The organism is Arthrobacter globiformis (assembly GCF_030818015.1).
GTDB classification, from domain to species: Bacteria; Actinomycetota; Actinomycetes; order Actinomycetales; family Micrococcaceae; genus Arthrobacter; species Arthrobacter globiformis_C.
Genome location: NZ_JAUSZX010000001.1, coordinates 1,091,749 through 1,114,100 on the forward strand (window position 1 = coordinate 1,091,749; position 22,352 = coordinate 1,114,100).

Sequence of the window (22,352 nt, forward strand, 5' to 3'; positions counted from 1 at the left end):
ACGGGGAATCAGGCATGCGCAGGCGTTGGACTGTAGGAACGCTGCTTCTGGGGCTTGCCGTGGCTGCCCTTGCGGTCTTCAACCTTTTCATCTCACCGGGCGGCACGCCGCCCGCCGCGGGACCGCAGGGAACGACGACGACGGCACCCGCCTCTGCGACGACGGCACCCGCCGCCGCGCCGTCGTCACCCGCCGCCGCGCCGTCGTCACCGGACGGCAAGGCCACCGAAGTGCCGAACGCGTCCGGCCTCCCCGCTATCCGGGAGTCCCAGCTGCCGGCTGAAGGCCGGCGGACCCTTGCCCTGATCCGGAAGGGCGGCCCTTACCCGTACACCCGCGACGGCGTGACGTTCGGTAACTTCGAACGCATCCTGCCCCGCAAGGCCAGCGGGTACTACAAGGAGTACACGGTTCCTACCCCGGGCGAGCCGGACCGCGGAGCCCGCAGGATCGTGGCAGGGCAGGCCGGCGACAAGTACTACACACCGGACCACTACGGATCGTTCAAGTTCATAGCAGAGGGCAAGTAGCACCATGAAGATCTACTCCGGCGACACCTGGACCGTCGAGGAACTCCGCGAGCAGGTTGCGGACGCCGGCCGCCGCAGCCTCCTGGTGCCGGCCGCCGACACCAGGAAGTCCGTTCTCGCCGCCTTTGGAGAGGCCCTGGATTTTCCGGAGCACTTCGGCGTGAACCTCGATGCGCTCAACGACTCACTGCACGACTTCGCAGACGCCATTTCGGACGACGGCCCGGAGCCCTTGACCGTGATCTGGCAGGTCCCTGCAGCCTTCCGCGGCGACCGCTCCTTCGGCATCATCTGCGAGATCCTCCAGGACGCCGAGACCTACGCCGGCAAGGATCTCGCAGTCATAGCCGTGCTCCTCTAGCGGCGCCGCGGGATCAGCGGCGGTGCAACTGCCGGCGTCCGGAAGCGTGCGTCAAAGCTGGGCCCACGCCGTCCGGGTTCCCTGGCCGAGCTTGCGAGGCTAGGGGGACGGTGGGGAGGAACGAGGTAGCACGCGGAGGACGGCGGAGTTGCGCCGCAAAGTGCGAACACCCTACGCGTTGACGATCAGCCCCAGCTCGGCCCTGGATGCGAGGGCCTCGTGTTTGGGAAGCACCCTCACGGTGTAGCCGAAGGAGCCGGAGCGGTCGATCACGATGGACCCGGCGAAGAGGTAGCGGCCGTTGCCGAGCTCCTCCTTGGCCTCCAGTTCCACCATCGTCACATTGGCCAGTTCGTCGCTCTCGGCTGCCTGCCCGTACGCCACCTCCACTGCCACGTCCTGTGGAGACAGGTTGTGCAGTCCCACGTAGGCGTGGACCTGGAGGGTGTCGCCGATCTGCGGGTCCTCGGAGACGCCCAGCGAGTCCACGTGCTCCACGTGCAGCTGCGGCCATGCCGCCCGGACCCTGGCGACCCATGCCGCCAGTGCCTTGGCCTGAGCGTAGGAGCCTGCGACCGCCTCGCGTCCCGAAACCGCGGCGGGCCGGTACAGGACGTTGACGTAGTCCTGCAGCATCCGCTCGGCCGAGACGGCCGGGCCGAGATGCGCCAGCGTGTGCTTGATCATGGCGACCCAGTGCGTGGGGATCTTCTCGTGGCCGGACTCGGACGGCCCGGCGGCGCCGGCCGCTTCAGAGACGGTGTTGCCGTAGAACCGCGGCGCCACCTGTGTCTCGAGCAGCTCGTACAGTGCCGCGGCCTCGATGTCGTCCCGTTCGTCGGCGGAAGCGCCGTTGTTGGCGGTGGGGATCGCCCAGCCGTTTTCGCCGTCGTACATTTCATCCCACCAGCCGTCCAGAACGGACAGGTTCAGGGACCCGTTGATCGCGGCCTTCATGCCGGAGGTGCCGCACGCCTCGAGCGGCCGCAGGGGGTTGTTCAGCCAGACGTCGCAGCCGGGGAACAGCGTGCGGGCCATCGCGATGTCGTAGTTCGGCAGGAAAACGATGCGGTGCCGGACTGCCGGATCGTCCGTGAAGCGGACCAGGTCCTGGATCATCTTCTTGCCGGCATCGTCCGCGGGGTGGGACTTGCCGGCGATGACCAGCTGGATGGGGTGTTCCTTGTGCAGCAGAAGGTCCTTCAGACGCTCCGGGTCCCGCAGCATGAGGGTCAGCCGCTTGTAGGTGGGCACCCGCCGGGCGAAACCGATGGTCAGGACGTCCGGGTCCAGCACCGAGTCGGTCCATGCCAGCTCGGCGTCGGCGGCACCGCGCTTCTTCCACGCTGCCCGCAGCCGGCGCCGCACGTCCTCTACGAGCGAAACGCGCATCTCACGCCGGAGCGCCCACACCTCGGCGTCGGAGACGTTGTAGGCGAGGTCCCAGCGGCCCATCACCTCGGCTTCGGGCCCGAACCGCTCCCGGGCGAGCTTCGCAATCCGGGGATCCACCCAGGTGGGCACATGCACGCCGTTGGTCACGGAGGTGATCGGCACCTCCGAGTGGTCAAATCCAGGCCAGAGCGCCGAGAACATGCCGCGAGAGACTTCGCCGTGGAGCTTGGCAACGCCGTTGGCGCGCTGTGCGAGGCGCAGGCCCATCACGGCCATGTTGAAGACGAAGGGGTTGCCTTCGCTGAAGTTCTCCCGGCCCAGGTCGAGGATGCGGGAGGTGGGAACGTCGGGCGCCAGCCCGGCTTCGAAGAAGTGCTGGATCTGCGCTGCTTCGAAGCGGTCAATGCCGGCCGGAACAGGCGTGTGGGTGGTGAACACGGTGGACGAGCGTCCGGCGGCGAGGGCCTCGTCGAAGGTGAGCGCCTGCTCGCCAGCCATCAGCTCCTGGATCCGTTCGATGCCGAGGAAGCCGGCGTGGCCTTCATTCGTGTGGAACACCTCGGGTGCGGGCGTGCCAGTGAGCTTCTGGTAGGCGCGAAGCGCCTTGACGCCACCCATGCCGAGCAGCAGCTCCTGCTGCAGCCGGTGGTCGCCACCGCCGCCATACAGGCGGTCGGTGATGCTGCGGGCGGCGTCATCGTTCCCGGGGACGTTGGAGTCCAGCAGCAGGAGGGGGACGCGTCCGACGTCGGCACGCCAGATGTGTGCCGCAAGGTGCCGCCCGTTGGGCAGTGGCAGGGATATTTCCAGCGGCTTGCCGTTGCCGTCCGCGGCCGGTTCCCGCAGCAGCGTTAACGGCAGGCCGTCGGGGTCGATGACCGGGTAGGTCTCCTGCTGCCAGGCATCCCGGGAGAGCGACTGCTTGAAGTAGCCGGCCTGGTACAGCAGGCCGACGCCGATCAGCGGCACCCCGAGGTCGGAGGCGGCCTTCAGGTGGTCGCCGGCGAGGATGCCGAGGCCGCCTGAATACTGCGGCAGGACTTCGGTGATGCCGAATTCAGGGGAGAAGTAGGCAATGGAGGTGGGGGCGTCGCTGCCCAGGCCCTGGTACCAGCGGGGTTCGGTGAGGTACCGGTCCAGGTCCGCGGCTGCCGCCCGGACCCTGGCCACCACGTCCTGGTCCGTCGCGAGCCGGTGCATGTCTTCGCGGCCCACCAGGCCCAGGAAGCTGACCGGATCGTTGCCGCATTGGGCCCAGACGCGCGGGTTCAGGCTTTCGAACAGTTCCCGGGTGGGCCGGTGCCAGGACCAGCGGAGGTTGGTCGCCAGCCGGGCCAGCGGCCGGATCGGCTCGGGAAGAACGGTACGGACTGTAAATCTGCGGATTGCCTTCACCTGCGCCACACTAACCGACTGGGTGAACGGCAGGAACCGCTTTTGATTACTTTCCGGTAAATGACGAATCGCTTCATTAATTAAGTTCGCAGGCTTAGCAATCCGCCTCATTTCTCGCTAACGTCGAGGCTGTGACGACTAACACGCGAACCAGTGCCCCAGCAAAGCAAACGCCGAAGGTTTCGATCACGGAGGGCCTTCGGTTTGGCCGTTTCCCTATCACGGACGTTCAGCCTGTTGTCGAAGGGGGGAAGTTCCCGGCCAAGGCGCTGCCCGGTGAAGGAATCGTGGTCAGCGCCCGGTCCTTCCGGGAGGGCCACGACCAGTTGGGCGTCAGCGCGGTCCTCCTTGACCCGAAGGGCAACGAGCGCCAGCGGGCTCGGCTCCAACCGCCGTCCGGTGACCGCGGCAAGGGAACCGACCTCTGGGAAGGCCTGCTCACACCTGATTCCACCGGAAACTGGTCCTTCGTCATCGAGGCCTGGCACGACCGCTACGGCACCTGGCACCACAACGCCGAGGTCAAGGTGGACGCGGGCATCGACGTCGAGCTGATGCTTGCGGAGGGCGCCGCGCTGTTGTCGCAGGCAGCCGAGGAGCCCGCCCGGAACGATGCGGACCGGCAGACGCTGCGCTCGGCAGCCACCATCCTTTCGGACGCCTCCCTGTCGCCCGAGGACCGCCTGGCCGCCGGCTTCAGCCGGGACGTCGCCGGCGTGGTTGAGCGCGAGCCGATCCGTGAACTCGTCACCGTCTCCGAACCGTTCCCCCTGCTGGTTGAGCGGGACCGCGCAGGCCGCGGCTCCTGGTACGAATTCTTCCCGCGCTCCGAGGGCGCGGTGCGCGACCCCGCCACGGGGGCTTGGACGTCCGGCAACTTCCAGACCGCCGCCAACCGGCTGGACGCCGTGGCGGGCATGGGCTTCGACGTCATCTACATGCCTCCCATCCACCCGATTGGCATCCAGCACCGCAAGGGCCCGAACAACACGCTGATCGCCGGCCCGAACGATCCCGGTTCGCCGTGGGCCATCGGCGCCAAGGAAGGCGGGCACGACGCCATCCACCCCGACCTCGGAACCTTCGAGGACTTCGACGCCTTCGTGGCGCGGGCGAATGAGCTCAACCTCGAAGTGGCGCTCGACCTGGCACTCCAGGCCGCTCCTGACCACCCCTGGGTCACCGAGCACCCGGAATGGTTCACGACCCGCGTGGACGGCAGCATCGCGTACGCAGAGAACCCGCCGAAGAAGTACCAGGACATCTACCCGCTTAACTTCGACAACGACCCCGAGGGTCTGTCCAAGGAAATCCTGCGGATCGTCCGGCTGTGGGTCAGCCACGGTGTCAAGATCTTCCGGGTGGACAACCCGCACACCAAGCCGGTGTGGTTCTGGGAGTGGCTCATCGCCAAGGTGAACAAGAAGGACCCCGACGTCGTCTTCCTGGCAGAGGCCTTCACCCGCCCCGCCATGATGCACGCGCTGGGCAGGGCCGGCTTCCAGCAGTCCTACACCTACTTCACGTGGCGCAACACCAAGAAGGAGCTGGAGGAGTACTTCCACCACGTCAGCCACGAGTCGGCTGCCTTCTTCCGGCCCAACTTCTTCGTCAACACGCCGGACATCCTCACCGAATACCTGCAGTACGGTGGGCCGGCGGCGTTCAAGATCCGGGCGGCCCTGGCGGCAACCGCGAGTCCGCTGTGGGGCGTCTACGCCGGCTACGAACTGTACGAGCACGTGGCCCGGCCCGGTGCCGAGGAGTACATCGACAACGAGAAGTTCGAGTACAAGGCCCGCGACTGGGATGCTGCCTCAGCCTCCGGCCGCACCCTCGCCCCGTACCTGACCAGGCTCAATGAAATCCGCAGGGCCCACCCGTCGCTGGGGGACCTGCAGAACCTCACCCTGCACCAGTCCACGGACGACGCCACGGTGGTCTACTCCAAGCACAAGACGCTGCCGGACGGCACGAGGGACACCATCATCGTGGTGGTCAATGTGGACCCGCACAGCGCCCGGGAAGGCATGGTGTCGCTGGATCTGGCCGCGCTGGGGCTGGACCCCGCCGAGCTCACCCCTAACGGCGGCTTCTGGGTGGATGACCTGATCTCCGGCGAGTCGTGGGAATGGGGGGAGTACAACTACGTGAGGCTGGACGCGCATGTTGAACCTGCACATATCCTGAGCATCCGGAGGTAGCCGCCAGTGAGTTTCAGTCCGCAAAGTCCCTTCCAGCACTTCACCCCCAAGAGCACGTTCGAGCTCAATGCACCGGGTTTGCAGCACGATCCGCTGTGGTACCGGAAAGCGGTGTTCTATGAAGTGCTGGTCCGGGGCTTTGCGGACGCCAACGGTGACGGGTCGGGCGACTTCCACGGGCTGATCGAGAAACTCGACTACCTGCAGTGGCTGGGAGTGGACTGCCTGTGGCTGCCACCGTTTTTCCAGTCCCCCTTGCGGGACGGCGGGTATGACATCTCGGACTACAACTCCGTCCTGGACGAGTTCGGCACCATCAGCGACTTCAAGAGACTGGTGGCCGAGGCGCATGCGCGCGGCGTACGGGTCATCATCGACCTCCCGCTGAACCACACATCAGACCAGCATCCATGGTTCCAGGAGTCCAGGAAGGACCCTGAGGGTCCCTTCGGCGACTTCTACGTGTGGAGTGACACGGACGAGAAATTCCAGGACGCGCGCATCATCTTCGTGGATACCGAGGAGTCCAACTGGACCTTCGACCCCATCCGGCGGCAGTTCTTCTGGCACCGGTTCTTCAGCCACCAGCCTGACCTGAACTTCGAGAACCCGAAGGTCATCGACGCCGTGTTCGACGTCGTGCGGTTCTGGCTGGACCAAGGGATCGACGGGTTCCGGGCGGACGCCATCCCGTACCTGTACGAGGAGGAGGGGACCAACTGCGAAAACCTCCCGGCGACACACGAGTTCCTGCGAAGGCTGCGGAAGATGGTGGACGAGAGCTACCCCGGCCGGGTCATCATCGCCGAGGCCAACCAGCCGCCCAACGAGGTGGTGGAGTACTTCGGCACCGAGGAGGAACCGGAGTGCCACATGGCCTTCCACTTCCCGATCATGCCGCGGCTCTACTACGCCCTGCGTGACCAGAAGGCCGCGCCCATCATCGAGACCATGCACGACACCCCGGACATCCCGGAAGGTGCGCAGTGGGGAACCTTCCTGCGCAACCACGACGAACTGACCCTGGAAATGGTCACCGCGGATGAGCGGGCGGCCATGCTCGGCTGGTACGCGCCGGACCCCCGGATGCGGGCCAACATCGGTATCCGGCGCAGGCTGGCGCCGCTGCTGGACAACTCCAGGGCAGAAATCGAGCTCATCAACGCCCTGCTGCTGTCCCTGCCCGGCAGCCCGTTCCTGTACTACGGGGACGAAATCGGGATGGGCGACAACATCTGGCTCGAGGACCGTGACGCCGTCCGCACCCCCATGCAGTGGAACCCCGACCGCAACGCCGGGTTCTCCAACGCCGATCCCGGCAAGCTTTACCTCCCCGTGATCCAGTCGCTGGTCTACAACTACGCCATGGCGAACGTGGAGGCCGAGGCTGCACATTCCGGATCGCTGCTGCGCTGGACCCGCCAGATCCTCAGCGTGCGAAAGAACCACCCGGCGTTCGGGCTCGGGGCGTTCAGGCATGTGGAGGCCGACCATGAGGTCGTGCTGGCCTATCTCCGCGAACTGCCGGAAGGGAACTCGGCGGGCGAACCGGCCGAATCCATCCTGTGCGTCTTCAACCTTTCCCAGCATCCGGTGTCCTCCACCCTGAGGCTCCCGGACTTTTCCGGCCGGGGCCTGCGGGACGTCTTCGGAGGCCAGCCGTTCCCAGGCATCAGCGATGACGGACAGCTGACCCTGACGCTGGGCAGCCACGACTTTTTCTGGCTGCGCCTGCGGGCCGCGGCCTCCAATCCAGCTTCACCCTTTACCCAAGCGATGCCGATACTGTCGATTGAGGGATGAGATGACCCAAACCACACTGACACCCACACTCGAACAACTGCTCCGCGACTGGCTGCCGGCCCAGAGATGGTTCCCGGTGAAGTCGCCGGACTTCGCCCTGGCGCCGGTGGGCGGCCTGGTCCTGGATGATGCCACCGGCCAGGCCGGCCTGGAGGTGTTCCTCGCTTCCGTTGAGTCAAAAACGGCCGACGGCGTCTCCCGCACCGACGTTGTCCAGATCCCGCTCAGCTACCGCAGCCAGCCGCTGCCGGGAGCCGAACGGGCCCTGATCGGTGAAAGCGACGACGCCGGGCTTGGGCACCGCTGGGTCTACGATGCCGTCCATGACCCCGCCTTCATTGCCGCGTGGCTGGATCTGATCCGAAAAGAGGAAACCACCGGCACCGCCAGCGGCCACCTTTCCGGGGCCGGGCAACCGCTGCCGCAGGCCTCCGGAACGGTTCGTGTCCTGTCCGGCGAGCAGTCCAACACGTCGGTGATTGTGGACGACGGCGACTCCGCGGCAATCGTGAAGTTCTTCCGTGTGCTTTCCGCCGGGCGCAACCCGGAGGTGGAGGTTGGCGCGGCACTGTCCGCGGCCCGCACCTCGGAGGTCCCTGCCACGCTGGGCTGGGTCACCGGCGAGTGGTACCCGCAGGGGCAACTTCCCGAGTCCGCATCGGGCGGACGTTTCCAGGGCGAACTGGCGGTGGCCCACGAATTCCTGGCCGGCGGCCGGGACGCGTGGCGGCTCGCCGTGGAGGCGGCGGCCGGGGGAGTGGACTTCACGGCCGAGGCGCATGCCCTTGGCCATGCGACCGCCACTGTCCACCGCAGGCTTGCGGAAACACTGGGTGTTTCGGCCGAAGCGGTTCCGGGCGGGGATATTGCCCCCGGAGTAGCCCGGCGCGTCCGCCAGATGTGGGCGGAGGCGGGGCCCGCCGTCGGACCTTACGAAGAAGGGCTGGAGAGCCTGCTCAGCAGGCTCGAAGGCACCCCGGCCGGCGCGCTTCAGCGCATCCACGGCGACCTCCACCTCGGCCAGATCCTCCAGGTACCCGGCGCCGAAGGCGGCCATGACCGGTGGGCCATCCTCGACTTCGAGGGGGAGCCGCTCCGGCCAATCTCCGAGCGCAACTTCCCCGACGACCCGCTTCGGGACGTGACGGGCATGCTTCGCTCCTTCGACTACGCGGCGGGCGCCGCCGAACGCGAACGGCCGGACGTCCGTGTCCCGGAATCCTGGGTGGACGACTGCACCGAGGCCTTCCTGGCAGGCTACGCGGAAGTAACTCCCGGAACGGTGGACCGTAATTCGCCGCTCTTTGTGGCATTGTGGCTGGACAAGGCGCTCTACGAAGTCGTGTATGAGTTGCGCAACCGGCCCGGCTGGCTGGCCATTCCGGTGAATGCGGCTAGGCGGCTCCTCAGCACTAAAAGCTCCGGCGAACCGGCCGGAGCAGCAGCGGAAGGTAAGAACATGACAGGCTCTGCACACACCGACAGCCCCCACGCACCGTTGCACGTGGACGCGCACACGCTCTCACGCGTCGGGGCCGGTGAACACCACGCTCCGCACTCGGTGCTTGGTGCCCATTTGGACAACTACGGTCACGTGACCGTCCGCACCGTCAAGCACCTTGCGGAGGCGGTCAACGTGGTGACCCAAGCCGGAACCGTGCCCATGACCCACGAGACCGACGGCGTCTGGGTGGCGGTACTGGAGCCGCTGCAGCACGGCCACGTGCCGGACTACCGGCTTGAGGTGACCTACGAAGGTGCCGAACCGGTCACCGTGGACGATCCGTACCGGTACCTTCCCACGGTGGGCGAAGTGGACCTGCACCTGATCGGCGAAGGACGCCACGAGAAGCTCTGGACCGTGCTGGGCGCCCACGTGCAGCACTATAAGTCCTCGATGGGCGACATTGACGGCGTGTCCTTTGCCGTGTGGGCCCCCAACGCCGAAGCGGTCCGGGTCAAGGGCGATTTCAACGCCTGGGACGGGCGGGAAAACTCGCTGCGCTCCCTGGGCTCCTCGGGCGTCTGGGAACTGTTCATCCCGGGTGTCCCGGCCGGCGCCTGCTACAAGTACGAAATCAAGACCAAGGGCGGCTACTGGGTGGAGAAGGCCGACCCGCTGGCCTTCGGCACCGAGGTGCCCCCGCTCACCGCTTCGAGGGTTGTCGAGTCCCACTACCAGTTCCAGGACGCGGACTGGATGAAGGAACGCGCCGCGCGGGATCCGCACAACTCGCCCATGAGCGTCTACGAGGTCCACCTCGGATCCTGGCGGCTGGGGCTTAGCTACCGCGAGCTGGCCAAGGAACTCGTGGAGTACGTGAAGTGGCTCGGCTTCAGCCATGTCGAGTTCATGCCCGTGGCCGAGCATCCCTTCGGCGGCTCCTGGGGCTACCAGGTCACCTCCTACTACGCACCGACGTCGCGCTTCGGGCATCCCGATGAGTTCCGCTTCCTGGTGGACTCGCTCCACCAGGCAGGCATCGGCGTGATCCTGGACTGGGTGCCGGCGCACTTTCCGAAGGACAACTGGGCTCTGGCGCAGTTTGACGGGCAGCCGCTCTACGAGCACGCTGACCCGAACCTTGGCGAGCACCCGGACTGGGGCACCCTCATCTTCGACTTCGGGCGCACCGAAGTCCGGAACTTCCTCGTGGCCAACGCGCTCTACTGGCTCGATGAGTTCCACATCGACGGCCTCCGCGTGGACGCCGTCGCCTCCATGCTGTACCTGGACTACTCACGGGAGCACGGCCAGTGGCAGCCCAACCGGTTCGGCGGCCGCGAAAACCTGGAGGCCATCTCCTTCCTCCAGGAGGCCAACGCCACGGTGTACAAGACGCACCCCGGCGCGGTGATGATCGCCGAGGAATCCACGGCCTTCCCGGGCGTCACCGCACCTACCAGCCAAGGCGGCCTCGGCTTCGGCCTCAAGTGGAACATGGGCTGGATGCACGACTCGCTCAAGTACGCCTCCGAAGACCCCGTCAACCGCAAGTGGCACCACGGCACGGTCACGTTCTCCATGGTCTATGCCTTCACGGAAAACTTCCTGCTGCCCATCAGCCACGATGAGGTTGTCCACGGCAAGGGCTCGATGCTCCGCAAGATGCCCGGCGACCGCTGGCAGCAGCTGGCCAACCTCCGCGCCTTCCTCGGCTACCAGTGGGCGCACCCGGGCAAACAGCTGATCTTCATGGGTACGGAATTCGGCCAGGAAGCCGAGTGGTCCGAACAGCACGGCCTCGACTGGTGGCTGGCTGACATCCCGGCGCACCGGGGCATTCAGATGCTGCTCAAGGACCTCAACGAACTGTACAAGTCGACGCCGGCCCTGTACGCCCGGGACAACGAACCCGGCGGGTTCCAGTGGATCAACGGGGCCGACGCCGACCGCAACGTCCTGACCTTTGTCCGCTGGGACACCGAGGGCAACCCGCTGGTCTGCGCCGTCAACTTCTCCGGCGGGCCGCACAAGGAGTACGCCCTGGGCGTGCCGTCCACCGGAGCGTGGACCGAGGTGCTGAACACCGACTCCGAGGACTACGGCGGATCGGGCGTCCTTAACGGCGGGACGCTGACCGCGGCGGACGAGGGAATCGACGGCCAGCCGGCAACACTTACGGTTACGCTGCCACCGCTGGGCGCCACGTACTTCCGGCCGGCCGATGCCAACGTGATCACCACGCCGGCTGCCGCCAAGGCCAAAGCCACTGAGGCTGGATCCGTCTTTGCCGGGCCCACGGCTGCTGGGGCCCGAGGTGCTGAGACCCACGGTGCTGAAGCCGGGGGTGTTGAACCGAAGGGTGTTGAACCGAAGGGTGTCGACCCTAAGGGTGAGACGGGGAAGGCTGCCTTGCCCGGCGGGCCCCTCGTCTGAGTCCCGGCGGGTGATCTAAGATCCGGCCGCAGCCACCACGGCGGTCGTTTCACCAGAAGGAGGGCCCGGAATCCCTTGGGGTTCCGGGCCCACCCGGCGTTGGGTTGCCCCGGTTGGCATTCCGTCGAAGTGGTGGTATAGTTTATTTCCGCGCCGCTCCCCGGAGCGAGTCGGTAGGGTGATCCGGAAGCCAGAGGCTGGGCCGGACGAAAACCGCCGGTTTGACTCGGATGAAGCGAGCGGGTAAGTTTGAAAAGTTGCTCCGGAGCGATCCTGAACGTTGGTTTGGGTGGTGCCGGGTGTGTCTGTTGTTTGAGAACTCAATAGTGTGCCAAGTTTGTTGATACCGATTTTTTATTAAATTGGTTGAATTTGCCGGGCTGCCCACCCCCGTGGTGTGGCCTGGTGTTTTTGGCTGGTTTCAAATTTTGTGCAGCCTTCGTTCCTGTTATTTCCGGGGGTGTTGGTTGTGTCTGTTTTTCTTCAACGGAGAGTTTGATCCTGGCTCAGGATGAACGCTGGCGGCGTGCTTAACACATGCAAGTCGAACGATGATCCGGTGCTTGCATCGGGGATTAGTGGCGAACGGGTGAGTAACACGTGAGTAACCTGCCCTTGACTCTGGGATAAGCCTGGGAAACTGGGTCTAATACCGGATATGACTCCTCATCGCATGGTGGGGGGTGGAAAGCTTTTGTGGTTTTGGATGGACTCGCGGCCTATCAGCTTGTTGGTGAGGTAATGGCTCACCAAGGCGACGACGGGTAGCCGGCCTGAGAGGGTGACCGGCCACACTGGGACTGAGACACGGCCCAGACTCCTACGGGAGGCAGCAGTGGGGAATATTGCACAATGGGCGAAAGCCTGATGCAGCGACGCCGCGTGAGGGATGACGGCCTTCGGGTTGTAAACCTCTTTCAGTAGGGAAGAAGCGAAAGTGACGGTACCTGCAGAAGAAGCGCCGGCTAACTACGTGCCAGCAGCCGCGGTAATACGTAGGGCGCAAGCGTTATCCGGAATTATTGGGCGTAAAGAGCTCGTAGGCGGTTTGTCGCGTCTGCCGTGAAAGTCCGGGGCTCAACTCCGGATCTGCGGTGGGTACGGGCAGACTAGAGTGATGTAGGGGAGACTGGAATTCCTGGTGTAGCGGTGAAATGCGCAGATATCAGGAGGAACACCGATGGCGAAGGCAGGTCTCTGGGCATTAACTGACGCTGAGGAGCGAAAGCATGGGGAGCGAACAGGATTAGATACCCTGGTAGTCCATGCCGTAAACGTTGGGCACTAGGTGTGGGGGACATTCCACGTTTTCCGCGCCGTAGCTAACGCATTAAGTGCCCCGCCTGGGGAGTACGGCCGCAAGGCTAAAACTCAAAGGAATTGACGGGGGCCCGCACAAGCGGCGGAGCATGCGGATTAATTCGATGCAACGCGAAGAACCTTACCAAGGCTTGACATGGACCGGACCGCCGCAGAAATGTGGTTTCTCCTTTTGGGGCCGGTTCACAGGTGGTGCATGGTTGTCGTCAGCTCGTGTCGTGAGATGTTGGGTTAAGTCCCGCAACGAGCGCAACCCTCGTTCCATGTTGCCAGCACGTAGTGGTGGGGACTCATGGGAGACTGCCGGGGTCAACTCGGAGGAAGGTGGGGACGACGTCAAATCATCATGCCCCTTATGTCTTGGGCTTCACGCATGCTACAATGGCCGGTACAAAGGGTTGCGATACTGTGAGGTGGAGCTAATCCCAAAAAGCCGGTCTCAGTTCGGATTGGGGTCTGCAACTCGACCCCATGAAGTCGGAGTCGCTAGTAATCGCAGATCAGCAACGCTGCGGTGAATACGTTCCCGGGCCTTGTACACACCGCCCGTCAAGTCACGAAAGTTGGTAACACCCGAAGCCGGTGGCCTAACCCCTTGTGGGAGGGAGCCGTCGAAGGTGGGACTGGCGATTGGGACTAAGTCGTAACAAGGTAGCCGTACCGGAAGGTGCGGCTGGATCACCTCCTTTCTAAGGAGCACCTACAGTTCCCTTGCCCCGTGTATGCGGGTGTGGAGGGGTTGTCAGGAGTAAAGGCCCGTTGCGCAGGCGATTGTTCTGCGGCGGGTGCTCATGGGTGGAATATCAGCAAATAGCGGCTGCATGGTTTTTGTCCTGGTTCAGTACGGATGGTGTGCCCCTTGTGGGTGGCTGTCCTGGAACGGCGGGGGCGGGGGTTGTGTGGTTTTGTGTTTGGCACACTGTTGGGTCCTGAGGCAACAGGGCCGGGGGAGGGGTGGTTTTGGCTGCCTGTTTTCCGGGACTTGTGTTTCTGGTTTCCTGGCTGCACCGATCGCACGGTTGACCTTTTGGGGTTGTGTGTGGGGTGTGTGGTACGGGGTTGTTGTTTGAGAACTACATAGTGGACGCGAGCATCTTTTATAAGAAGCAATTTCCAAGAATATGAACCTGGATCTGGCCGTGCATCTTTCGGGGTGTGGGGTTGGTTTCCGTGGTTCTCTCGAAAGTGTTTTTTGATCTTTTGTGGTCAAGTTTTTAAGAGCACACGGTGGATGCCTTGGCATTAGGAGCCGAAGAAGGACGTAGGAATCTGCGATAAGCCTGGGGGAGTCGATAACCGGACTGTGATCCCAGGGTGTCCGAATGGGGAAACCCCGCCAGACGCGCGAGTGATCTGGTGACCCGCATCTGAACACATAGGGTGCGTGGAGGGAACGCGGGGAAGTGAAACATCTCAGTACCCGCAGGAAGAGAAAACAACAGTGATTCCGTTAGTAGTGGCGAGCGAACGCGGATCAGGCTAAACCGACCCATGTGTGATAGCCGGCGGGCGTTGCATGGGCGGGGTTGTGGGACTTGTTGTCCTGGTTCTGCCGGACCGGGGAGGTGTGAGTGCTGGTATAGGTGAACGGTCTTGAAAGGCCGGCCGTAGAGGGTGTGAGCCCCGTAACCGTAATGCTGTGCGCCGCCTTTGATGAGTATCCCAAGTAGCACGGGGCCCGAGAAATCCCGTGTGAATCTGTCAGGACCACCTGATAAGCCTAAATACTCCCTAATGACCGATAGCGGACCAGTACCGTGAGGGAAAGGTGAAAAGTACCCCGGGAGGGGAGTGAAACAGTACCTGAAACCGTGTGCTTACAATCCGTCGGAGCAGCCTTGTAGCTGTGACGGCGTGCCTTTTGAAGAATGAGCCTGCGAGTTAGTGTTACGTCGCGAGGTTAACCCGTGTGGGGAAGCCGTAGCGAAAGCGAGTCTGAACAGGGCGTTGCAGTGGCGTGATCTAGACCCGAAGCGAAGTGATCTACCCATGGCCAGGTTGAAGCGACGGTAAGACGTCGTGGAGGACCGAACCCACTTCAGTTGAAAATGGAGGGGATGAGCTGTGGGTAGGGGTGAAAGGCCAATCAAACTTCGTGATAGCTGGTTCTCCCCGAAATGCATTTAGGTGCAGCGTTGCGTGTTTCTTACCGGAGGTAGAGCTACTGGATGGCTAATGGGCCCTACAAGGTTACTGACGTCAGCCAAACTCCGAATGCCGGTAAGTGAGAGCGCAGCAGTGAGACTGTGGGGGATAAGCTTCATAGTCGAGAGGGAAACAGCCCAGACCACCAACTAAGGCCCCTAAGCGTGTGCTAAGTGGGAAAGGATGTGGAGTTGCGAAGACAACCAGGAGGTTGGCTTAGAAGCAGCCATCCTTAAAAGAGTGCGTAATAGCTCACTGGTCAAGTGATTCCGCGCCGACAATGTAGCGGGGCTCAAGTACACCGCCGAAGTTGTGGCATTCACATATTTTCCAAGCCTTTGTGGTTCAGGAGTGTGGATGGGTAGGGGAGCGTCGTGTGGGCGGTGAAGTCGCGGTGTAAACCAGCGGTGGAGCCTACACGAGTGAGAATGCAGGCATGAGTAGCGAAAGACGGGTGAGAAACCCGTCCGCCGGATGATCAAGGGTTCCAGGGTCAAGCTAATCTGCCCTGGGTAAGTCGGGACCTAAGGCGAGGCCGACAGGCGTAGTCGATGGACAACGGGTTGATATTCCCGTACCGGCGAAAAACCGCCCATGTTGAACAGGGGATACTAACCGCCCGAGACCTGACCAATCACCCTTGTGGTGTGCGGTTTTTGGTGGAGCGCGGGACCTGATCCTGGGAGGCAAGCGTATTAACAGGTGTGACGCAGGAAGGTAGCCGAGCCGGGCGATGGTTGTCCCGGTCCAAGGATGTAGGGCGAACGGTAGGCAAATCCGCTGTTCATGTGCCTGAGATCTGACGGGACTCCCGTAAAGGGGGGATTCGGTGATCCTATGCTGCCTAGAAAAGCATCGGCGCGAGGTTTTAGCCGCCCGTACCCCAAACCGACACAGGTGATCAGGTAGAGAATACTAAGGCGATCGAGAGAATTATGGTTAAGGAACTCGGCAAAATGCCCCCGTAACTTCGGGAGAAGGGGGGCCCCAACCTTGAACGGTACTAGCGACCGGGAGGGGATCGGGGCCGCAGAGACCAGGGGGAAGCGACTGTTTACTAAAAACACAGGTCCGTGCGAAGTCGCAAGACGATGTATACGGACTGACTCCTGCCCGGTGCTGGAAGGTTAAGAGGACCGGTTAGTCCGCAAGGGCGAAGCTGAGAATTTAAGCCCCAGTAAACGGCGGTGGTAACTATAACCATCCTAAGGTAGCGAAATTCCTTGTCGGGTAAGTTCCGACCTGCACGAATGGAGTAACGACTTCCCCGCTGTCTCAACCATAAACTCGGCGAAATTGCAGTACGAGTAAAGATGCTCGTTACGCGCAGCAGGACGGAAAGACCCCGAGACCTTTACTATAGTTTGGTATTGGTGTTCGGAGTGGCTTGTGTAGGATAGGTGGGAGACGTTGAAGCCCGGACGCCAGTTCGGGTGGAGTCATCGTTGAAATACCACTCTGGTCACTTTGGACATCTAACTTCGGCCCGTAATCCGGGTCAGGGACAGTGCCTGATGGGTAGTTTAACTGGGGCGGTTGCCTCCTAAAAAGTAACGGAGGCGCCCAAAGGTTCCCTCAGCCTGGTTGGCAATCAGGTGTCGAGTGTAAGTGCACAAGGGAGCTTGACTGTGAGAGAGACATCTCGAGCAGGGACGAAAGTCGGGACTAGTGATCCGGCGGTACATTGTGGAATGGCCGTCGCTCAACGGATAAAAGGTACCTCGGGGATAACAGGCTGATCTTGCCCAAGAGTCCATATCGACGGCATGGTTTGGCACCTCGATGTCGGCTCGTCGCATCCTGGGGCTGGAGTAGGTCCCAAGGGTTGGGCTGTTCGCCCATTAAAGCGGTACGCGAGCTGGGTTTAGAACGTCGTGAGACAGTTCGGTCCCTATCCGCTGCGCGCGCAGGAAATTTGAGAAGGGCTGTCCTTAGTACGAGAGGACCGGGACGGACGAACCTCTGGTGTGTCAGTTGTACTGCCAAGTGCACCGCTGATTAGCTACGTTCGGATGGGATAACCGCTGAAAGCATCTAAGCGGGAAGCTCGCTTCGAGATGAGATTTCCATACACCTTGTGTGTGAGAGGCCCCCAGCCAGACCACTGGGTTGATAGGCCGGATGTGGAAGCGAGGACTAACGACTCGTGAAGCTGACCGGTACTAATAGGCCGATAACTTACACCACACACCATCCCGCAAACGGATTCAAAAGCGTTTGCAACCAGGGATGGTAAAAAGATAACAAGACTGCTTGCGTCCACTATGTGGTTCCCAACCAACAAACCCGTTGCTTGAGAACCGACAAAATTGAATAACAACACCACACCTGCCTCACCAGGCAGGAAGGTTGTAACCACAAAGATTTCCCCGTCACGGCCCGGCCGCGGCGGAGGAGCAAGGGTTACGGCGGTCATAGCGTGGGGGAAACGCCCGGTCCCATTCCGAACCCGGAAGCTAAGACCCACAGCGCCGATGGTACTGCACCCGGGAGGGTGTGGGAGAGTAGGTCACCGCCGGACACTATTTACGGCTCAGGCCCCGACGATGAACGTCGGGGCCTGACCCTTTTAACATCAAGGGCGTCACACCCTCCCTCACATCCCGCTGCTTTTTCCTCAACGCTCCCTCAGATCCTGCCGCATGCTGGTAGATGCCCCAGGCGGCGCTTACCGAGTCGACCGGTGCCGGGTGTTACCGCCAGAATTCGCTGAGCTGCTCGCCAAGGGCTCTGCCTTGGTTGTAGCCAGCTCGAGCCGCGGGCGGACGAAGCGACAGATCCATCGCATTGGCGCCGAACATGTTCTCGGAGTTGCTGTCCGGGAAGATCGTTTCGACCCTGCTACCGCGTGCGCGCAGTTCGGCGACTTGGGTTGCGAGATCCATGCCCCACTCCAGCGGCATCCGCGATCTGCCGCCGAACGGTGACAGCACCAGCACCCGCCCGTGTCCAGCCGCCAGGTCGGCGTTCTCACTGCGTCGATAGCCGCCGTTGATGTATCCGTTCCCGCCGATCCTGTAGGGCCCTCCGAAGCCGTTGCTGGTGCTGGCGGCGACGGCGTCCACCAGATCGATTCCGCTGTGACGGTCGAACACGACCGGTTCCCCGGTATGCGCATCGACAGCCGCGATCAGCATAGGCTGTTGCGGCCAGTGCCGGCTGGGCAGCCGGGCCGCGACGATGTCGCGCCAGCGCGTCTGGCTGGAGCCGTCGGACGCGTCCATTTCGAGCGCCGCGGCGCCCATCCTGCGGCGCATGTCGGACGCATCCTGAGCAGAACCGATGATCTCGTTCGACCACTCCATGTAGGTCGGCCCCGCGAGACTCGGAGCGTGTCTCCTGTCCGATCCGGCGTGGCCGGCCCGTGGCTGAGGCACCTCGGCGAGGATGGCGGCATACAGTTCGGCCGGCCTTGTCCCGCTGGTGATCTGGGCAGCAACCGTCGATCCTGCCGACGTCCCGATGATGAGGTCGGCCTCGGTTACATCGACCCCGGCATCGGACAGGCCGGCGATGAGACCGAGCTCCCAGGCATTGCCTGCCGCTCCGGCACCGGCGAGGACCAAGGCCCGCTTGTTTGTCGAAGAAGGTGTTGCGTTCATGGGAGTCGCCTTTCGCGGAATGACTGTCGGGCCTCCCAATTGCGACTACCCCAGTCGCGCGATCGTCCCCTGCAGGGGAGCGCCCACTACGGATACTGCGTACATGGGTCTCACCTCCTGCCGATGGACAACGATCACGGGAATAATCGCACACCTTCGTCGCGGTGCGCAATCGGCATCAAGCCGGTTGCCGTGTCGTTGTCGAACGCTACAGCCTCACCTGTGACGGGTGATGTGAGGGAGGATCCGGCGGGGTGGGCCGGTAGAGTTGGTAGCCATGGATAATCTCTTCAGCCACGCCGCCGGCAGCGATGTGCCCGAGCCCGCAGTCAGCCTGGACCCCGTCATCTGCACGGTGGTGGTCCCCGGACCTGTGTCCCGGGCATTCATGGGCTTCACCGACCACACGCATCTCTGGTGGCCCATGGAGACCAACAGCGTGTACGGACCCGGCTCCCACGTGGAGTTCGAGGAGAACCTGATCGTGGAGACCGCCGATGACGGCCGCAGCGCAATCTGGGGAACCATTGACGATTGGCAGCCTCCGCTGTCCTTCCACGCATCCTGGTACCCCGGCAGCACCGCGCTGTGGTCCACAGAGCTTCGTGTTGTGTTCCGGGGTGTGGACGAAGGCACAGAAGTACGGGCGGTCCACGACGGCTGGGAAGGCGCAGAGGATCCGGCCGGCACCCGTGCCGGTTGGGAGAGGGACTGGCCGGAAGTGCTGAGCCGGTACGTCAGATTCATGGGCGGCACTTCAGAGTAGTGCGGTCCTACGACGGGGGTACCGCCGTGCTCCGCCGAATGACAAACCGCGTTGGGTATTCGGTGTTCACGACGGCGCTCTCCGCTCCGGCGTCGAACTCCTCGAGCAGCAGGCGCACCGCCAATGCTCCCTGGCCCCGCGGATCCTGATCGATCGTGGTCAGGCCGAACAGTTCCCCCAGTTCGTGTCCGTCCAGGCCGATGACTGACAGGTCTTCGGGCACCCGGAGCCCGAAGTCCCGGGCGGCCAGGATGGTTCCTATCGCCGTCTCGTCCGAGGCAGCAAAGACTGCCGTTGGCCGTTCCGAAGTTCCGCCGAGAAGGTCCCGCGCGACGGCGTAGGCACCCTCGATGGTGAAGTCCGCCCTGACCACCCACGAGGAACGCAGGGGGAGTCCTGCGGCCGTCATTGCCTTCTCATAGCCTGCTCGCCGGGTACTCGGGATCTTGAAATCATGCTCGTATACCGAGTCGCCCGTGAGGTGCGCGATCCGCCGGTGGCCGAGCCGGATGAGGTGGTTGACCGCTGACTCTGCCAGACCATGGTCGTCTATTCGGATGGTGGAAGCTCCGGGCAGCGGTCCGCCGATGCCCACGAGCGGACGGTTGATGGCGAGCATCTGGCCGATCTCCTCCTCCGTCAGCGCCAGCGCCACCGCGATGACCGCATCCACGCGTTTCCGCAGCAGGAAATCCTGGAGGATACTCCGCCGCCGGACCGGCCCCTCCGTGATGTTGTAGAGCGTCAGGTCATAGCCGGCGTCGAGGAGAGCAGCCGAAATGCCTTCCACCACGGACGAGAAGTACCAGCGGCGGACTGTGGGGACCACGAGGCCGATGTTGCGGGTACGGCCGGAGGCGAGGCTGGATGCCTGGTAGGAGGGAACGAAACCGAGCTCGGCCGCTGCCGCCCTGGCACGCTCGCGGCTCGCGGTGGACACATGGCCCTTGCCGCTCAAGGCGCGGGAAACGGTGGCTATGGAAAGCCCTGCCCGTTCCGCAACGTCCTTGATGCCGGCCATGTCTTAGCTTTCTGTCCCCTCTGCCGGAATCCGCAGCCAGACGGTCTCCCCGGAGCCCAGGCCAAACCGCTGGTCATCCTCGCCGTAGCCCGTTGGCGATGAACTGCGCAGCACAACCTCGCCGGCGGGAAGTTCCAACGGATCGGGGCCGATGTTCATGACCACCAGGATGTCCCCGTTGAGGAATGCCAGGGACGAAGCGGTGCACCATTCCTCCGCCCATGCGAGGGAGCCGCGTCCAAGGTCCAGTTCGCGGCGGACGGAGAGCATGCGGCGGTACAGGTTCAAGTGCGACGACGGGTCCCCGGCCTGGGCGTCACGGGCCAGTTTCGCGAAGCTCTCCGGCTGCGGTAGCCAGGGCGCGTCGCCGTCGCCGAAGCCGCTGTGGAGCCCGGAAGCCTTCCACGGCAGCGGGACCCGGCAGCCGTCACGTCCCAGCCGGGCGCCGCCGGTCCGTGCGAACGTCGGGTCCTGCCGCTGGTGGTCCGGGATATCGATGCCATCAGGGAGCCCAAGTTCTTCACCCTGGTAGAGGTAGGCGCCGCCGGGGAGCCCGAGCATGAACAGGGACGCAGCCGCGGCCCGGGTCCTGCCCAGCTCCTCGTCCGGCTGGGGATCGTGGGGGCCGATGCCGTCTCCGCCCCGCGGCCCGGACCAGTCGTACCCGAAGCGGGTGGCGTGCCGGACGACGTCGTGGTTGGACAGCACCCAGGTGCTGGGCGCACCCACGGCATCCAGGGACGTCAAGGACTCGGTGACGATGTGGCGCAGGCGGGGGAGATCCAGCCCCGCATGGAGGTAGGGAAAGTTGAAGGCCTGGTGCATTTCGTCGGGCCGGACCCAGTGCGCCAGCCGCGGCAGGGGATCCACGTTGGCTTCCGCGCAGAGAATGCGGTCGGGACCGTACTGCTCAAGTATCCGGCGCCACGCACGGTAGATGTCGTGCAGGGCCGGCTGGCCGAACATGGGAGCTTCATGCCCGGGGAAGCCATCGGAGCTGCTGCCGTCCGCCCGTCCGCCCCACGCGGGAAGGCCCGGGGCCTTGACCAGGGCGTGGGCCACGTCCACGCGGAAGCCGGAGACGCCGCGGTCCAGCCAGAAGCGCAGGATGCGCTCGAACTCGTCATGCACCGCCTGGTTGTCCCAGTTGAAGTCCGGCTGCGAGGAATCGAAGAGGTGCAGGTACCACTGGCCGGGAGCGCCGTCGGGTTCGGTGATGCGGGTCCAGGCGGGTCCACCGAAGTGCGACTCCCAGTTGTTGGGTGCTTCGTTCCCCGCGGCGCCCCGGCCGTCGCGGAAGATGAACATGTCCCGTTCGGGGCTGCCCCGGCCGGCTGCCAGCGCCGCCTGGAAATCTCGGTGCTGGTCGGAGCAGTGATTCGGGACCAGGTCGACGATAACGCGAAGGCCCAGGCGGTTCGCCTCAGCCACCATGCCGTCGAAGTCCCCGAGCGTGCCGAAGATGGGGTCGACGTCGCAGTAGTCGCTGACATCGTATCCGGCGTCGCGCTGCGGTGAGCGGTAGAAGGGCGAGAGCCAGACAGCGTCCACGTTGAGCTCGGCAAGCTGCGGCATCTCGGCGGTGATCCCTGCGAGGTCACCGATGCCGTCACCGTTCATGTCCCGGAAGGACCGCGGGTACACCTGGTAAATGACGGCTGACCGCCACCAGCCGTGCGCGTTGTCAGGGGCGTGGACGGGCGTCAGGGCGCCAGCCAGCGGCGACGCCGAGTGCAGAAACGAGTCAACAGACATTGGGCCATCTTAAAGGCGGATTCAGCCTTAATGAAAGCGTTTACACCGGCAAATCCATTGACAATTCGGGTCAACCTGCCGGGCTGCAACGTCACTGGCATCACAAACTTGGAAACGCTTCCAGCCCCATGCCCTTCCTGGTAAAAGTCCGGCAGGGGAAAGAGGCAGTCTTTGA

Annotated in this window: 10 protein-coding genes and 3 rRNA genes; 9 read left to right on the forward strand and 4 right to left on the reverse strand. The window is 63.7% G+C overall.

All coding sequences use genetic code 11. The annotated features are described in order from the left end of the window. The first annotated feature begins 14 nt into the window (after positions 1–14). Entirely contained in the window at positions 15–530 is a 516-nt protein-coding gene (locus QFZ23_RS05145) for a ribonuclease domain-containing protein (RefSeq protein WP_306921004.1), read from the forward strand. A gap of 4 nt (positions 531–534) precedes the next feature. Continuing rightward, a complete protein-coding gene (locus tag QFZ23_RS05150) occupies positions 535–891 on the forward strand; it encodes a barstar family protein (RefSeq protein ID WP_306921005.1) in 357 nt (118 codons plus the stop codon). A 171-nt stretch (positions 892–1,062) separates the two neighbouring features. On the opposite strand, the gene glgP is transcribed toward QFZ23_RS05150, so the two are convergent. Then, positions 1,063–3,681: an alpha-glucan family phosphorylase gene (gene glgP / locus QFZ23_RS05155; protein WP_306921006.1), complete on the reverse strand. Its 2,619-nt coding sequence runs from the start codon at positions 3,679–3,681 to the stop codon at positions 1,063–1,065. Positions 3,682–3,812: 131 nt separating this feature from the next. Here glgP and QFZ23_RS05160 point away from each other — a divergent pair, with 131 nt between their 5' ends. From QFZ23_RS05160 to rrf, 6 genes are all read left to right on the forward strand, one after another. Then, the gene (locus tag QFZ23_RS05160) at positions 3,813–5,885 is read left to right on the forward strand and encodes an alpha-1,4-glucan--maltose-1-phosphate maltosyltransferase (RefSeq protein WP_306921007.1); all 2,073 of its coding nucleotides are present in this window, start codon (positions 3,813–3,815) and stop codon (positions 5,883–5,885) included. Positions 5,886–5,891: 6 nt separating this feature from the next. Then, the gene (gene treS / locus QFZ23_RS05165; protein ID WP_306921008.1) at positions 5,892–7,688 is read left to right on the forward strand and encodes a maltose alpha-D-glucosyltransferase; all 1,797 of its coding nucleotides are present in this window, start codon (positions 5,892–5,894) and stop codon (positions 7,686–7,688) included. A 1-nt stretch (position 7,689) separates the two neighbouring features. Next, positions 7,690–11,568 (forward strand): 1,4-alpha-glucan branching enzyme, encoded by a 3,879-nt coding sequence (locus QFZ23_RS05170; protein ID WP_306921009.1) that lies wholly within the window; start codon positions 7,690–7,692, stop codon positions 11,566–11,568. A 483-nt stretch (positions 11,569–12,051) separates the two neighbouring features. Then, a 16S ribosomal RNA gene (locus tag QFZ23_RS05175) occupies positions 12,052–13,577 on the forward strand. A 515-nt stretch (positions 13,578–14,092) separates the two neighbouring features. Beyond that, positions 14,093–17,220 (forward strand): 23S ribosomal RNA (locus tag QFZ23_RS05180). A gap of 217 nt (positions 17,221–17,437) precedes the next feature. Continuing rightward, a 5S ribosomal RNA gene (gene rrf / locus QFZ23_RS05185) occupies positions 17,438–17,554 on the forward strand. Together the 16S, 23S and 5S rRNA genes form the textbook arrangement of a ribosomal RNA operon. A gap of 172 nt (positions 17,555–17,726) precedes the next feature. Here rrf and QFZ23_RS05190 read toward each other — a convergent pair. Further along, positions 17,727–18,635 carry a patatin-like phospholipase family protein gene (locus tag QFZ23_RS05190; RefSeq protein ID WP_306921011.1) on the reverse strand — a complete coding sequence of 303 codons (909 nt, stop codon included), beginning with the start codon at positions 18,633–18,635 and terminating at the stop codon, positions 17,727–17,729. Positions 18,636–18,912: 277 nt separating this feature from the next. Between QFZ23_RS05190 and QFZ23_RS05195 the strand changes: the two genes are divergently transcribed. After that, positions 18,913–19,401, forward strand: a complete 489-nt coding sequence (locus QFZ23_RS05195; RefSeq protein WP_306921013.1) for an SRPBCC domain-containing protein — start codon at positions 18,913–18,915, stop codon at positions 19,399–19,401. Positions 19,402–19,408: 7 nt separating this feature from the next. On the opposite strand, the gene QFZ23_RS05200 is transcribed toward QFZ23_RS05195, so the two are convergent. Further along, a complete protein-coding gene (locus tag QFZ23_RS05200; protein ID WP_306921015.1) occupies positions 19,409–20,422 on the reverse strand; it encodes a LacI family DNA-binding transcriptional regulator in 1,014 nt (337 codons plus the stop codon). Between the two features lie 3 nt (positions 20,423–20,425). Beyond that, entirely contained in the window at positions 20,426–22,177 is a 1,752-nt protein-coding gene (locus QFZ23_RS05205) for a glycoside hydrolase family 13 protein (protein ID WP_306921017.1), read from the reverse strand. Between the last annotated feature and the right edge of the window lie 175 nt (positions 22,178–22,352).

Excerpts from the sequence above, each read along its gene's own strand:
- QFZ23_RS05205 (WP_306921017.1), bottom strand. The coding sequence starts at position 22,177 with ATGTCTGTTGACTCGTTTCTGCACTCGGCGTCGCCGCTGGCTGGCGCC.
- QFZ23_RS05145 (WP_306921004.1), top strand. The coding sequence starts at position 15 with ATGCGCAGGCGTTGGACTGTAGGAACGCTGCTTCTGGGGCTTGCCGTG.
- QFZ23_RS05195 (WP_306921013.1), top strand. The coding sequence starts at position 18,913 with ATGGATAATCTCTTCAGCCACGCCGCCGGCAGCGATGTGCCCGAGCCC.
- QFZ23_RS05150 (WP_306921005.1), top strand. The coding sequence starts at position 535 with ATGAAGATCTACTCCGGCGACACCTGGACCGTCGAGGAACTCCGCGAG.
- QFZ23_RS05190 (WP_306921011.1), bottom strand. The coding sequence starts at position 18,635 with ATGAACGCAACACCTTCTTCGACAAACAAGCGGGCCTTGGTCCTCGCC.
- QFZ23_RS05170 (WP_306921009.1), top strand. The coding sequence starts at position 7,690 with ATGACCCAAACCACACTGACACCCACACTCGAACAACTGCTCCGCGAC.
- QFZ23_RS05200 (WP_306921015.1), bottom strand. The coding sequence starts at position 20,422 with ATGGCCGGCATCAAGGACGTTGCGGAACGGGCAGGGCTTTCCATAGCC.